Origin of the sequence: Gilvimarinus sp. DA14 (genome assembly GCF_024204685.1) — a bacterium.
Taxonomy (GTDB): domain Bacteria; phylum Pseudomonadota; class Gammaproteobacteria; order Pseudomonadales; family Cellvibrionaceae; genus Gilvimarinus.
Map to the genome: position 1 here is coordinate 285,263 of NZ_CP100350.1, position 14,543 is coordinate 299,805.

General features: G+C 54.6%; 9 protein-coding genes and 1 tRNA gene. 8 read left to right on the forward strand and 2 right to left on the reverse strand.

The window, feature by feature from the left end:
• The first annotated feature begins 12 nt into the window (after positions 1 to 12).
• The 8 genes from pyk to NHM04_RS01205 all read left to right on the forward strand — a co-directional run bounded on the left by pyk (position 13) and on the right by NHM04_RS01205 (position 9,330).
• Positions 13 to 1,449 (forward strand): pyruvate kinase, encoded by a 1,437-nt coding sequence (gene pyk / locus NHM04_RS01170; RefSeq protein WP_254265231.1) that lies wholly within the window; start codon positions 13 to 15, stop codon positions 1,447 to 1,449.
• Positions 1,450 to 1,550: 101 nt separating this feature from the next.
• Positions 1,551 to 2,384, forward strand: coding sequence for a M23 family metallopeptidase (locus tag NHM04_RS01175; protein WP_254265232.1), 834 nt, complete (start codon positions 1,551 to 1,553; stop codon positions 2,382 to 2,384).
• 85 nt (positions 2,385 to 2,469) lie between these two features.
• Complete coding sequence (locus NHM04_RS01180; protein WP_254265233.1) at positions 2,470 to 2,667, forward strand: Trm112 family protein; 198 nt, start codon at positions 2,470 to 2,472, stop codon at positions 2,665 to 2,667.
• Between the two features lie 61 nt (positions 2,668 to 2,728).
• The gene (alaS, locus tag NHM04_RS01185) at positions 2,729 to 5,329 is read left to right on the forward strand and encodes an alanine--tRNA ligase (RefSeq protein WP_254265234.1); all 2,601 of its coding nucleotides are present in this window, start codon (positions 2,729 to 2,731) and stop codon (positions 5,327 to 5,329) included.
• A gap of 144 nt (positions 5,330 to 5,473) precedes the next feature.
• Positions 5,474 to 6,709 carry an aspartate kinase gene (locus NHM04_RS01190; RefSeq protein WP_254265235.1) on the forward strand — a complete coding sequence of 412 codons (1,236 nt, stop codon included), beginning with the start codon at positions 5,474 to 5,476 and terminating at the stop codon, positions 6,707 to 6,709.
• Positions 6,710 to 6,937: 228 nt separating this feature from the next.
• The gene (csrA, locus tag NHM04_RS01195; protein WP_020209341.1) at positions 6,938 to 7,129 is read left to right on the forward strand and encodes a carbon storage regulator CsrA; all 192 of its coding nucleotides are present in this window, start codon (positions 6,938 to 6,940) and stop codon (positions 7,127 to 7,129) included.
• A 188-nt stretch (positions 7,130 to 7,317) separates the two neighbouring features.
• Positions 7,318 to 7,407, forward strand: a tRNA-Ser gene (locus NHM04_RS01200).
• A gap of 660 nt (positions 7,408 to 8,067) precedes the next feature.
• Positions 8,068 to 9,330, forward strand: coding sequence for a glycoside hydrolase family 5 protein (locus NHM04_RS01205; RefSeq protein ID WP_254265236.1), 1,263 nt, complete (start codon positions 8,068 to 8,070; stop codon positions 9,328 to 9,330).
• Positions 9,331 to 9,365: 35 nt separating this feature from the next.
• On the opposite strand, the gene NHM04_RS17340 is transcribed toward NHM04_RS01205, so the two are convergent.
• Together NHM04_RS17340 and metH are read right to left on the reverse strand one after the other, a co-directional pair.
• Positions 9,366 to 10,661 (reverse strand): PAS domain-containing methyl-accepting chemotaxis protein, encoded by a 1,296-nt coding sequence (locus NHM04_RS17340; protein WP_305881956.1) that lies wholly within the window; start codon positions 10,659 to 10,661, stop codon positions 9,366 to 9,368.
• 162 nt (positions 10,662 to 10,823) lie between these two features.
• Positions 10,824 to 14,525 carry a methionine synthase gene (gene metH, locus NHM04_RS01220; RefSeq protein ID WP_254265237.1) on the reverse strand — a complete coding sequence of 1,234 codons (3,702 nt, stop codon included), beginning with the start codon at positions 14,523 to 14,525 and terminating at the stop codon, positions 10,824 to 10,826.
• Between the last annotated feature and the right edge of the window lie 18 nt (positions 14,526 to 14,543).

Genomic DNA, 14,543 nt, shown 5'->3' on the forward strand with positions numbered 1-14,543 from the left:
AGAGAGAGAGCTATGTTACGCCGTACCAAAATCGTCAGTACGCTGGGCCCGGCATCCGAGTCTGAAGAAGTTCTGGAAAAGCTCATTCTCGCCGGCGTTAATGTCGTGCGCTTGAACTTTTCCCACGGCTCGCCGGAAGATCACAAAAACCGCGCCGAGGCGGTTCGCCGCCTGGCGGCCAAGCACGACCGCTTTGTCGCAGTGCTGGGTGACTTGCAGGGCCCCAAAATCCGTATCGCGCGTTTTGCCGATGGCCCGATCAAGTTAAACATTGGTGACAAGTTTATTCTGGATGCCTCGCTCGAACGCGATGCGGGTAACCAGGAGCGCGTGGGTATCGACTACAAAGAGCTGCCGCAAGATTGTAAGCCTGGCGACAAACTGTTGCTGGACGACGGTCGTGTGGTGCTGGATGTGGATAAGATTGAAGGCACCGAAGTATTTTGTACCACCAGCGTTGCCGGCCCGTTGTCTAACAACAAAGGCATTAACCGTCAGGGCGGTGGCCTGTCTGCGCCAGCTTTGACCGAGAAAGATCTGGCTGATATTAAAACCGCTGCTGAAATCGGCGTGGATTACCTGGCCGTATCTTTCCCGCGCAGCGCCGATGATATGAACCAAGCGCGTAAACTGCTGCATGAAGCGGGTGGTACCGCGGGCTTGGTATCTAAAATTGAACGCGCTGAAGCGGTGGCCGATGATGAGACTCTGGACTCGATCATCGAAGCCAGCGACGCGGTGATGGTCGCCCGTGGCGACCTGGGTGTAGAGATCGGCGATGAAGAGCTGATCGGTGTGCAAAAGCGCATTATCACTCGCGCCCGTGCGCAAAACCGCACCGTTATTACCGCGACGCAAATGATGGAGTCGATGATTAACTCGCCTCTGCCGACTCGCGCTGAGGTTTTCGATGTGGCAAACGCCGTATTGGATGGTACCGATGCGGTAATGTTGTCGGCAGAAACCGCGGCGGGTAACTTTCCGGTAGAGACCGTACAGGCGATGGCGCGCGTTATCGTGGGTGCGGAAAAGCATCCACAGGCGTGCCGCGAAACTTACCGCGTTGACGAAGAGTTCGGCTCAATCGATCAATCGATCGCGCTGGCGACTATGTACACTGCCAACCATTTGGATGGTGTGAAAGCGATTATCGCGCTCACCGAGTCCGGTACCACACCGCGACTCATGTCTCGCGTAGGTTCGCAGCTGCCAATTTTTGCTTTCTCTCGCTATATTGAGACTCAGCGCCGTGTAGCTTTGTACCGTGGTGTTCAGCCAGTGCCGTTTGACACCGACGAAGTGCCAAGCAAAAAAGACTACAGCCGTGCGATCGATATTCTCAAAGATCGTGGCGTGTTAAAAGACGGCGATCTGGTGATTCTCACCGCTGGCGACAGCAACCAACTGGGCGGCACCAACACCATGAAAGTGATGCGTGTGGGCGACTGATTCAGTGTGCTACACCAGTCAAAAACGGCAGCTTCGGCTGCCGTTTTTTTATGCGTAAATGCTAAGATGCAACGCTTCAGACATTACGGTGGAGACCTGTTATGGCGTTTGTGCGCTGGATTCTGGCGATAATTTTTATTAGTTCCTCTGGTGCTCTGCTGGCGGAGCCGTCCCCTTTGCTGCAAGAGCTAAAAGGCCAGTGGCAGCAGGGCGGTATTTTGCGCGGCAAAGTCCAGCCCGGCACTCAGGTTAAATTTAACGGTAAAGACATTCCTGTGGGCGAGGGCGGTGAGTTTGTACTGGGCCTGGGGCGCGATGCAGACACGGATGCAAACTTGCTGCTCGAAGGGCAAGGGCGCCAGTGGCAGCAGAGCTACACCGTGGCAAAGCGGGATTATCGTATCCAGCGTATCGAAGGTGTGCCGCAAAAAACCGTCACTCCATCGCCGGAGCAACAGGAACGCACCCGCCGCGAAGCGGCCCGAGTGTGGCAAGCGCGCCAGACTATGCGCCAGAGCACCGAGTTTATGCAGGACTTTAAATGGCCCCTGGTTGGCCCCATTACTGGAGTCTATGGTTCGCAGCGCATATACAATGGCGAGCCGCGTTCGCCCCATTACGGGGTGGATATTGCCGCACCCACGGGTACTCCGGTGCAGGCGCCCGCCGGTGGCGAGGTCATACTGGTGGAGCCTGATTTGTTCTATTCAGGCGGCACCTTAATCATCGACCATGGACAGGGGCTGTCATCAACCTTTATCCATCTGTCTAAAATTCTGGTGGCGCTGGGAGATCAGGTGACCCAAGGTGAGGTAATCGCCGAAGTGGGCGCCAGTGGCAGGGCTACTGGCGCGCATCTGGATTGGCGCATGAACTGGCTGGGTGAAAGGGTTGACCCCACCACGCTGGTTGGCCCTATGCCAGAGCAGCCCTGAGCAGTAACGCCGCAAGACACAAGGGCCCGGGCGGTGTAAACTACCGCCCCTTGAATTTGTCGCCAACCCTATTAGGTAGTGAGCAATGATAGACAAAAAGCTGCTGGGAATTCTGGTATGTCCGGTCAGTAAGGGCGAGCTGGAATACCACAAAGAGGCCTCGGAGCTGGTGTGTTACAGCAGTGGCTTGGCCTATCCGGTGCGCGATGGCATTCCGGTAATGCTGGAGTCCGAGGCGCGCCGCCTGAGTGATGAAGAAAAACAGGCACACAAAAACCGCTGATTCTGCCCGCCGCACGAGTCCGCATGCAATCGATTGACGAGAGTGATCCGACGGAAATTCTATGAAAAGCGCTGAAATTCGCGACGCCTTTTTAAAATACTTTGAATCAGAAGGGCACACCATTGTGCCATCCAGCTCGCTGGTGCCGGGCGATGATCCGACCCTGCTGTTTACCAACGCGGGAATGAACCAGTTTAAGGATGTGTTTTTAGGCAGCGACAAGCGCGCCTACAGTCGCGCCACCAGCTCGCAGCGTTGTGTGCGCGCAGGTGGTAAGCACAATGATCTGGAAAACGTCGGCTACACCGCGCGTCATCACACTTTCTTTGAAATGCTGGGCAACTTCAGCTTTGGCGATTATTTCAAGCGTGATGCCATTAAGTTTGCCTGGAAGTTTCTCACTGAAGTGCTGGGCCTGCCCCCCGAGCGCCTGTGGGTAACGGTGCATATTTCCGATGACGAAGCTGCGGATATTTGGCAAAAAGAGATGGGCGTTAGCCCAGAGCGTTTCTCGCGTCTGGACGAAGACAATTTTTGGCAAATGGGTGATACCGGTCCCTGTGGGCCCAGCTCTGAAATTTTCTACGATCACGGCGCCGATGTGCCGGGTGGTCCGCCGGGCAGCGAAAACGACGATTTAGACCGCTATATCGAAATCTGGAACCTGGTGTTTATGCAGTACGAGCGCCAGGCGGACGGAGAGTTAAAACCCTTGCCGAATCCCTCCATTGATACCGGTATGGGCCTGGAGCGTATTGCGGCGGTCATGCAGGGCGTGCACAACAACTACGATATCGATTTGTTCCAACACCTGCTCAAAGCCGCTGCTAAGGCGACCGGCTCGGACGATTTAGAACATAAATCGCTGCGGGTGATTGCCGATCACATTCGCTCCAGCGCCTTTTTGATCAGCGATGGCGTACTCCCCTCTAATGAAGGCCGCGGCTATGTGTTGCGCCGTATTATCCGCCGCGCTATCCGCCATGGCCACAAGCTGGGGCAAAAAGACGCTTTCTTTAACACCCTGGTGGATGCTCTGGCCGAGGTAATGGGCGAAGCCTACCCCGAGCTAAACGAGCGCAAGGCACAGATTGCCAAAGTACTGCTCACCGAGGAAGAGCAATTTGCCAAAACCTTGGATAAAGGTATGGGCGTTTTGGAAGAGGCACTAGCCGATTTGTCCGGCACCGAAATTCCCGGCGATGTGGTGTTTACCCTGTATGACACCTACGGCTTTCCGGTGGATTTGACCGCCGATATCGCGCGCGAGCGGGATTTAACCATTGACCAGGCGGGCTATGAGGCCGCCATGGAAGCCCAGCGTCAGCGCGCCCGCGCGGCGGGGAACTTTAAAGTCGACTACACCCAGGCCTCTCTGGATGTGCCTGCGACCGAATTTACCGGCTACAGCGAGCTGGCCGGTGAGAGCAAGGTGCTGGCTCTGCTGCGCGACGGCGCCAGTGTCGAGCAAATCAGCGAAGGCGAAGAGGCCGCGGTGGTGCTGGATAGCACACCGTTTTACGCCGAGTCTGGCGGCCAGGCCGGTGATAGCGGCTATCTTGAGGCCGAGGGAATTCGCTTTGAAGTGCGCGATTGTATTAAACAGGGCAGTCACTTTTTGCACCTGGGGCAGCTGTTGCACGGCAACCTGGTCTCCGGTGCATCCTTGCAGGGGCAGGTGGACGGCGAAGTGCGTCAGGCAACCGCGTTGAACCACTCGGCCACTCACTTGTTACACGCAGCCCTGCGCAAGGTGCTGGGTGACCATGTGACCCAGAAGGGCTCACTGGTGAATTCCGAGCGCTTGCGCTTTGATTTTTCGCACTTTGAGCCCTTGGCCCACGAGCAGATCAAAGCTATTGAGCAGATGGTCAACGAGCAAATTCTTGCCAATACCCCCGTAGCCACCGAGCTGTGCGATATGGAAACCGCCCAGGCCAAAGGTGCGATGGCACTGTTTGGCGAAAAATACGGCGACGAAGTGCGCGTGCTGAGCATGGGCGTGGATAGCTTCTCAGTTGAACTGTGTGGTGGTACCCACGTTAACCGCACCGGCGATATTGGTTTAATGCGTATTGTCAGTGAGTCGGGTATTGCTTCGGGAGTACGCCGGATTGAAGCCATTACCGGCAAGGCGGCGCTGGCGGCCTTTGACCAGGCTGAAGCACGTTTGGCTAAGGCCGCTGCCCTGATTAAAGCCAATCCAGATAATCTGGTGGAAAAGCTGGAGCAGTTGACCAGCCAGAGCCGCAAGCTGGAAAAAGACCTGGCTGCGCTCAAAACCAAGCTGGCCACCGCTGGCAGCCGCGACTTGATGGCCGAGGCCGTCGAGGTGGGTGGTCTTAAGGTTCTGGCGGTTAAGCTCGAAGGCGCCGATGCCAAATCCCTGCGCGACAGCGCCGATCAGCTGAAAAACAAGCTGGGCTCGGGCGTAGTTTTATTGGCGGCTGAAGATGCCGGCAAAGTGGCTTTGGTTGCAGGTGTGACTAAAGATGCCACCGCCAAGGTCAAAGCCGGCGATTTAATGCGCTACGTGGCGGAACAAGTGGGCGGCAAGGGCGGCGGCCGTCCGGATATGGCTCAGGGCGGCGGCACCGATGTCGGCGCTATTGAGGCGGCACTGGCATCGGTTGCCCCCTGGGTTGAGAGCCAGCTGGGATAAATATGACAATTCTGTAAAAAAATGTTTTTACAGCTCAAAAATTGATTAACTTTTGACAGCTTATCGTGTTTAATTGCCGCTTTTTGCGCCCAGGCGCAGCAATTGTGCGTCGATAAGACGTTAAGTGTGAGGGATAGGCCGGGAATGAGCTTATTGGTACAAAAATACGGCGGTACCTCTGTGGGTACGGTCGAACGCATTGAAGCGGTCGCGGAGAAAGTGGCCGGTTTCCGTGCCCAGGGGCACGATATGGTGGTCGTGGTGTCTGCCATGAGCGGCGAAACCAACCGCCTGATTGCCCTGGCCAAGGATATCCAGAATACCCCGGACCCCCGGGAGATGGATGTGTTGGTCTCCACCGGTGAGCAGGTGACCATTGCGCTGTTGTGCATGGCGCTGAAAAAGCGTGGCTGCGATGCCCGCTCTTATACCGGCGGCCAGGTGCGCATTCTCACCGATAGCTCCCACACCAAAGCCCGCATTCAGGAAATCGACGAAGCCAATATGCGCGCCGATTTGAATGCCGGACGGGTCGTGGTAGTGGCGGGTTTTCAGGGGGTGGACGAAAGCGGCAATATCACCACCTTGGGACGCGGCGGCTCCGATACCACAGGTGTAGCACTGGCGGCGGCGTTAAAAGCCGACGAATGTCAGATCTATACCGACGTTGACGGCGTATACACTACAGACCCACGGGTGGTCGACAAGGCCAGACGCCTGGAGAAAATCACCTTTGAGGAAATGCTGGAAATGGCCAGCCTGGGCTCTAAGGTGTTGCAAATTCGCTCAGTAGAGTTTGCCGGCAAATACAATGTACCACTGCGGGTGTTGTCCAGCTTTAAAGACGGCCCCGGCACTTTGATTACCCTCGATGAGGAAGACAGCACTATGGAACAGCCCGTTGTTTCCGGGATTGCGTTTAACCGCGATGAAGCCAAAATTACCCTGGCCGGTATCCCCGATACCCCCGGCATTGCCTCTAAAATTTTGGCGCCGGTGGGCAAAGCCAATATTGAAGTGGACGTTATTGTGCAAAACGTTGGCGCCGACAACACCACGGATTTAACTTTCACCGTAAATCGCGGGGATATGAATAAAACCGTCGATTTGTTGTCTAACGTAGTGAAGGAAATAGGCGCGCGCGAAGTCATTAGTGATGATGCCATTGCCAAGGTTTCCATTGTCGGTGTGGGCATGCGCTCTCACGCAGGTGTTGCCAGCACTATGTTTACGGCACTGGCAGAAGAGGGCATTAATATTCAGATGATCACCACCTCAGAGATTAAAATCTCGGTGATTATCAGTGAAAAATACTTAGAGCTTGCTGTGCGCACCTTGCACAGTGCGTTTGGCCTGGACGCCGAACCTGCGCAGGCTTAATTGAGCTTTTTTTGCTCGCTGCGCAACAATAAGGTCGGATGATCTTGGGTTTGAAAAAACCTGAAAAATATTTGGGGGCAGTTCCCCTTTTCGCGAAAAATGGACAATACTTAAAACAAGGAACGTTCTTCACCGCGCAGGTGGTTAACGATCGCAAAAAGGGGCTAATAGCGGCAGCGGAGTTGGATTCCCAGCCGCACTCACAGGATGGATTGAAGGAGTTTTACTATGTTGATCTTAACCCGCCGTATTGGCGAAACCCTGATGGTTGGTGATGAAGTTACAGTTACCGTGCTGGGTGTAAAGGGCAATCAAGTGCGTATCGGCGTTAACGCGCCCAAAGACATTGCTGTACACCGCGAAGAAATCTACCAGCGCATTCAGCGTGAAAAGCAAAATCAGCAAGAAGGCTTGGTATAAGCTTCCACTGATTGCACAAACGGCAACCACAGGTTGCCGTTTTTTTATGCGTTTTGTTTATGCCTTCGGCGCTGCGGTTAAAAAGTTTCTACCTAAGCCACACAAGTCTTTGAATTTCTGCCAAATATGGTATGATGCCGCCCCAGTTGACGAGATGCCCCGGCAACTCGATCTGGACAATTTGATACGGAGAAGTGGCCGAGTGGCCGAAGGCGCTCCCCTGCTAAGGGAGTATACCTTGATCGGTATCGAGGGTTCGAATCCCTCCTTCTCCGCCATACAAAAAGCCCAACCGAAAGGTTGGGCTTTTTTTATGCGGGAAGGCGGGTGAGAAGCCTCGCCGGGTTCGACAAAACGCCGGGAGCGTTTTGCACCGAGCGTAGCGAGCCCGCAGGGTGGGCGCAGGACGCGTCCAGTACATCCCTCCTTCTCCGCCATATATTAAAACCGCCGAAGGTCATTTAACCTCCGGCGGTTTTTTTAGACACAAAAGGTTAACAGGAGGCGTTCGACCGCTCATCTGCCTCCCTGCAGTCGCGGCATTTGTGCATCCATGCACATCAAACCCGACTGAGGCTCGACAAAACGCAGGGAGCGTTTTGCACCGAGCGCAGCGAGCTCGCAGGGTGGGCGCAGGACGCGCCCAGTAAATCCCTCCCGCAGCACATACCAAATCCGCCGAAGTCCCTATCATCTACGGCGGTTTTTATACACTAAAGCCCCGCAACCGACGCTCGACCCCAAAGCCATTACACTTGCCTCACCGAGCTACTCCCCTAGCATTCCCCGTACCCCGTACCCCGTACCCCGTACCCCGTACCCCGTACCCCGTACTCCGTACCCCGTCGATTTCATCATAAATAAATAACCATTTAAATATAAAAACAAGTACGGTAAAGTAATCGATTACACAATAACGAATAATACGAGGAGAGTCTGTGTCTCGCTTAAGTCATATCTGTATTCCCGCTTTTGTCTTGGCCTTGTGTGCCTGTGGATCAGGCGGCGGTACAAGCCCGTCCAGTAACAATGTATCCAGCCAGGTCTCGTCTGTGGCGTCCAGCTCGTCGGTGTCGTCTGTGACCGAGCCCGGCAGTGAGTCCTCATCCAGTCAATCCTCTGTCGCCAGTTCTGAGCCCAGCAATTTTGATTTAAGCAGTGTCGCGCTCAGCCAGAAGCTGGGCGTTGGTTGGAACTTGGGTAATACCCTTGAGGCCGTGGGTGGTGAGACGGCCTGGGGCAACCCCAAGGCCACTCCCGAGCTTATGCAGGCGGTCAAGGCGGCGGGCTTCGATTCAATCCGTATTCCTGTAGCCTGGAGCCAGTTCAGCGATGCCGCCAACTTTGTTATTGCCACCGAGTGGATGGACAGAGTTGAAGAGGTGGTTAATGATGCGCTGGATGCCGAGTTGTACGTGATGATGAATATGCATTGGGATGGCGGCTGGATGCAGCCCACCTACGCCGAGCAGGATTATGTGCTACAGCGTATGGATACCATGTGGCGTCAAATTGCCGAGCGTTTTGCGAATTACGACGAGCACCTTATTTTTGCCTGTACCAACGAGGTGATGGTGGAGGGGGACTATGGTACCCCGAGCGAAGAGTATTACACAGTGCAGAATGGCTATAACCAGCAGTGTGTAGATACGGTGCGCGCCACCGGCGGGAATAACCCCCAGCGCTTTTTGGCGGTGCAGGGCTTTAACACTAATATTGACCACACATTGAGTTTTTTTGCCTTACCCGAGGACCCGGCCGACGACAAACTGTTGGTTGAAGTCCACTACTATGATCCTTTTAACTTTACCCTTAACGCTGAAAGCCAGATTACCCAATGGGGTGATGAGGCCGAGGACCCTAGTAAAACAGAAAGTTGGGCCAATGAAGGTCACGTCGATCGTCAATTTGGGCGAATGAAAGCGCGTTTTGTGGATCAGGGCATTGGGGTGATTCTGGGCGAGTATGGCGCCATGCATCGCCCGAATATCGACCATCACCAGCAGTATCAAGTGTATTGGGACGAGTACATCACCGCCTCTGCGCTTGAGAATGGCCTGGTTCCCGTGGTGTGGGACAATGGCGTTACCGGTAATAACGGACTGGGACTGTTTAATCGTTCCAGTGCCGAGCAGGCTTTTCCAGTGCTGATAGACGCGATCACCGGGGCGCGCCATAGCGCTAACTCTTTTGTCCGGTAATCGATGCGATTGTCTTCGCGATAGGTCGTCTGGCGTTAGTTTTCCGCCAGACGATTTACGGTTTGTGCAAAATTCATCACGCCCTGTTCGATTTGGTCGACCCCTTCGGATACATGGTGAATCTTGGTTTCTCCCTGCTCGGAAATTGAGCTCACTTCTTCCATTTGCGATTTGATCTGTTGCGCCAGTTCGTGGTTGTCGCCTACCACACGAGAGATCTCTTCAGTGGCCTCGCTGGTGCGCCCGGCCAGCTGACGTACCTCATCAGCCACTACCGCAAAGCCCCGGCCCTGATCGCCCGCACGGGCGGCCTCAATGGCGGCATTAAGCGCGAGCAGGTTAGTTTGATCGGCGATTGAGCGAATGGTGGTGACAATTTCTGAAATGTTTTCAGATTGAGCGTTTAGCTTATCGGTGATCTCGGCGGCCTGTTTAATTTGTGCGGCTATTTTTGTTGAGGTTGCCACCGCATCGTCCAGCAGGCTTTTGGCGTTGAGGGTGATTTGCGAGGTTTCCTCGGAGGTGGAAGAAGCCGCCTCCACCGCTTGCATGGCCGTGCGCACACGCGGTGAAATGTCACTGGCAAACTTGATGACTTTATACACTTTACCCGACGCATCGCGTACGGGGTTATAAGTGGCTTCTAGCCACAGCGTTTCGCCATGCGCATCTTTGCGTTCAAATTTACCAGACATAAATTGTCCAGCGGCGAGTTGGGCCCAAAAATCCGGATTCTTCTGATAAAAATTGTCGTAGCAAAACATTCGATGGTGTTTGCCGACAATATCCTCCAGTTGGTAGCCAATAGTGTTTAGAAAGTTGCTGTTGGCGGTAAGGATATTGCCAGTCGGGTCGAATTCAATAACCGCTAAAGAGCGGTCAAGCGCTTCAAAAAGGGCATTGCGATCGAGCAATGAATTGCGAGACTCGGTCACATCGGAGGCGATTTTAATGACTTTCGAAACCCGATTGCCTTCAAAAACCGGAAAATAACTTGCCTCAAGCCAGATCACATTGCCGCGCTTGCCGTAGCGTTTAAACGTTCCCTGCTGGCCTTCACCGGCCGCCAGGGCGCGCCAGAAGCTTTGATATTCCTCGCTGGCAGCATAGCCTGAGTCGCAAAACATCCGATGGTGGCGGTTACGTATTTCTTCAAGAGGATAACCGACCACATCCAGAAACAAGTTATTGGCATCGAGGATATCGCCCGACGGCGTGAATTCGATATAACCCATATGGTTGCGTATGGCGTCGAGACTTGCGGCCAGTTCGCGATTATTGTTTTCTAGCTCCCCAATATGGGCTTCCTGCTCTTTATTTTTGCCAAACATATCCTTTTTTGCTCCTTATCAAGCATAGGCAAAAATAATTATCGGCAATATTTGATCTAGCTCAAGTTTTATTTGAAAAAAACTGGCTAAAACATCGACAGTAAAAGCAAAAACCACCCTAGAGGGTGGTTTTTTCGCTTAGATCTTCTGTTATTTGGCCACTCACGGCTCATAGCCAAGCACGGGACTTAACCAGCGCTCAAGCTCGGTCTGTGACATGCCTTTTCGTTCGGCCAGCGATTCCACCTGGTCTTTTTCGATTTTACCAATGGCAAAGTATTCGGACTCGGGGTGCGAGAAGTACCAACCAGAAACGGCCGCAGTGGGGAACATGGCGTAGTGCTCGGTCAGGGTCAGGCCGGTGTTTTTCTCGGCATCCAGCAGCTTAAACAAGGTACCTTTTTCGGTGTGATCCGGGCAGGCGGGGTAGCCAGGTGCCGGGCGAATACCCCGATAGCGCTCGCGAATCAAATCCTCGTTTGCCAGCGCCTCGTCTTTATCGTAACCCCAAAACTCTTTGCGCACCCGCAAATGCATATGCTCGGCGAGTGATTCGGCCAAGCGATCCGCCAGGGCTTTAACCATAATCGCGTTATAGTCATCGCCTTTGGCTTCATACTCTTTGGCCAGCTCTTCGGCGCCAATGCCGGCGGTGACCGCAAAGCCGCCAATATAGTCTTGCTTGCCGCTGTCTTTAGGGGCGACAAAGTCGGCCAGCGAAAAGTTGGGTTTGCGGTTGCCGGGCTTTTGCTGCTGCTGGCGCAAGTGGTGCAGGCGCGCCAGCTCTTCGCCATCTTCGCCAAACACGGCAATATCGTCGTGATCGACGGTATTGGCGGGCCAAAAGCCGAGTACCGCACGGGCTTTCAGCAGCTTTTCGTCGATAAGCTTTTTCAGCATCTTTTGTGCGTCGTCAAACAGGTTGCGCGCCGCTTCGCCCACGACTTCGTCTTCCAAAATGCGCGGATACTTACCCGCCAAATCCCAGCTGATAAAAAACGGCGTCCAGTCGATGGTGTCAATCAGCTGCTCCAGCGGGTAGTCGTCAAAGACTTTAACGCCGGTAAAGCTGGGGGCAGGGGGGGTGTAGTTTTCCCAATCGGCCTTAAAACCGTGCTCAATGGCGTCTGGGTAGGTGCGCAAAGTGCCACGGGGTTTGCGGTTGGCGTTGCGCACCCGCACGGCTTCGTACTCGGTTTTCAGGTCGGCAACAAAACCGTCGCGGTTGGCATCGCTTAGCAAGGTGGAGCATACCCCCACCGCGCGCGAGGCATCGGCCACATAAACCACCTGGTTGATATTAAGCGCCGGATCAATTTTGACGGCCGTGTGCGCCTTAGAGGTGGTGGCGCCGCCAATCAGCAGGGGTTTATCGATGCCCTGGCGCTCCATTTCGCGGGCGACGCTGACCATTTCGTCCAGCGATGGCGTAATCAAGCCGGACAAACCGATAATATCGCAGTTTTCTTCTACGGCGGTTTGCAGGATTTTTTCGCCGGGTACCATCACACCCAAATCCACCACTTCAAAGTTGTTGCACTGCAAGACTACGCCGACAATATTTTTGCCAATGTCGTGCACATCGCCCTTTACCGTGGCCATTAAGATTTTGCCGTTGGGTTTTGCCCCTTCGACTTTTTCTGCCTCGATGTAGGGCTGCAAGTAAGCCACCGACTGTTTCATCACCCGCGCGGATTTCACCACCTGGGGCAGGAACATTTTACCGGCGCCGAATAAATCGCCCACCACATTCATGCCGTCCATCAGCGGGCCTTCAATCACATCCAGGGGTTTTTCTGCCTGTTGGCGGGCCTCTTCGGTGTCTTCAACAATGAAGGCCGAAATACCTTTTACCAGCGAGTGCTCAATGCGCTTGTTAACGTCCCAGCTGCGCCACTCCAAATCTTCTTTTTTGCCGCTCTCGCCACCGCCTTCGCGGTATTTTTCGGCAATATCTAACAGCGCTTCGGTAGCATTGTCGTTGCGGTTTAAAATCACATCTTCGACTTTTTCTCGCAGCTCCTCGGGCAAATCGTCGTACACGGCCAGCTGGCTGGCGTTAACGATGCCCATGTTCATGCCCACTTTAATTGCGTGGTACAGGAATACCGAGTGAATCGCCTCGCGCACCGGGTTGTTACCCCGGAAGGAGAAAGACACATTGGACACGCCGCCGGATACACCGGCGTGGGGCAGGTTTTCGCGAATCCAGGCGGTGGCCTCAATAAAATCCACCGCGTAGTTGTTGTGCTCTTCAATACCTGTGGCAACGGCGAAAATATTGGGGTCGAAAATAATGTCTTCCGGCGGGAAGCCGACTTTATCCACCAGCACCCGGTAGGAGCGCTCGCAAATTTCTTTTTTACGCGCGGCGGTATCCGCCTGGCCGGTTTCGTCAAAGGCCATGACTACCACGGCAGCGCCATAGCGCATGCACAAGCGGGCCTTTTCAATAAACTCCTCTTCGCCTTCTTTAAGGCTGATGGAGTTCACTATGCCCTTGCCCTGAATGCATTTAAGCCCGGCTTCAATCACCTCCCACTTGGAAGAGTCCACCATGATCGGCACGCGGGAAATGTCCGGCTCGCCTGCAATCAGGTTTAAAAAGCGCACAATCGCCGCTTCGGCGTCGAGCATGCCCTCATCCATATTAATGTCGATAACCTGAGCGCCGCCCTCGACCTGCTCCAGCGCGACTTCTAACGCGGTGTCATAGTCTTCTTCGACAATTAGGCGTTTAAAACGGGCCGAGCCTGTGACGTTACAGCGCTCGCCCACGTTCACAAACAATGAATCTTGGGTGATGTTAAAAGGCTCCAGGCCCGACAAGCGGCACGCGGGCTCGATATCGGGAATCTGGCGCGGCGGGTGCTTGGCCACGGCCTCGGCAATGGCCTGAATATGATCGGGCCGTGTGCCGCAGCAGCCGCCGATAATGTTTAAAAAGCCGGACTGGGCGAACTCTTCGATAATCGCCTGCATTTCCTCGGGCTCTTGATCGTACTCGCCAAACTCGTTGGGCAGGCCCGCGTTGGGGTGAGCCGATACATGGCAGTTGGCGATACGCGACAGCTCTTGTACATACTGGCGCAGCTCGGCCGCGCCCAGGGCGCAGTTAAGGCCAATGGACAAGGGCTTGGCGTGGGCCAGCGAGTTATAAAAGGCTTCGGTCGTCTGGCCTGACAGGGTGCGGCCCGAGGCATCGGTAATGGTGCCCGAGATCATCAGTGGCAGCTCGGTGCCCAGCTCTTCGAACACCTCCTGCACCGCAAATATGGCGGCTTTGGCGTTTAGCGTGTCAAAGATGGTTTCGATCAGAATCAGATCCGAGCCGCCCTCAATCAGCGCTTTGGTCGCTTCTATGTAGTTCTCTACTAGCTGGTCAAAGGTGACGTTGCGCGCGCCCGGGTCGTTAACGTCCGGCGAGATAGAGCAGGTGCGCGAAGTGGGGCCCAACACCCCGGTGACATAACGGGGTTTGTGGGGTTCGGCCTCGGTAAGCTCGTCGGCTACCTCGCGGGCGATGCGTGCCCCGGCCAGATTCAGCTCGTAGGCGAGATCTTCCATGCCGTAATCGGCCATGGAGATTCGGGTGGAGTTAAAGGTGTTGGTTTCAATAATATCCGCACCGGCTTCCAGATATTCCCGGTGAATCTGCTTCATTAGCTCGGGCTGGGTGATGTTCAGCAGGTCGTTATTGCCCTTTACATCGCGGTCGTAATCGGCGAAACGTTTGCCCCGGTACTCTTCCTCGCTGAGCTTGTGGCTCTGAATCATGGTGCCCATACCGCCGTCGAGCACCACAATGCGCTCGGTTAGGGTTTGTTTTAGTTGGGCAATGCGTTGCTCGCGAGGGTTGTTCATGGGGTAAACCTGTTTCTC

What these genes read in the sequence shown, in the direction of transcription:
- NHM04_RS01190 (WP_254265235.1), top strand. Translation starts at nt 5,474, where the DNA reads ATGAGCTTATTGGTACAAAAATACGGCGGTACCTCTGTGGGTACGGTC.
- NHM04_RS01175 (WP_254265232.1), top strand. Translation starts at nt 1,551, where the DNA reads ATGGCGTTTGTGCGCTGGATTCTGGCGATAATTTTTATTAGTTCCTCT.
- NHM04_RS01180 (WP_254265233.1), top strand. Translation starts at nt 2,470, where the DNA reads ATGATAGACAAAAAGCTGCTGGGAATTCTGGTATGTCCGGTCAGTAAG.
- pyk (WP_254265231.1), top strand. Translation starts at nt 13, where the DNA reads ATGTTACGCCGTACCAAAATCGTCAGTACGCTGGGCCCGGCATCCGAG.
- metH (WP_254265237.1), bottom strand. Translation starts at nt 14,525, where the DNA reads ATGAACAACCCTCGCGAGCAACGCATTGCCCAACTAAAACAAACCCTA.
- NHM04_RS17340 (WP_305881956.1), bottom strand. Translation starts at nt 10,661, where the DNA reads ATGTTTGGCAAAAATAAAGAGCAGGAAGCCCATATTGGGGAGCTAGAA.
- csrA (WP_020209341.1), top strand. Translation starts at nt 6,938, where the DNA reads ATGTTGATCTTAACCCGCCGTATTGGCGAAACCCTGATGGTTGGTGAT.
- alaS (WP_254265234.1), top strand. Translation starts at nt 2,729, where the DNA reads ATGAAAAGCGCTGAAATTCGCGACGCCTTTTTAAAATACTTTGAATCA.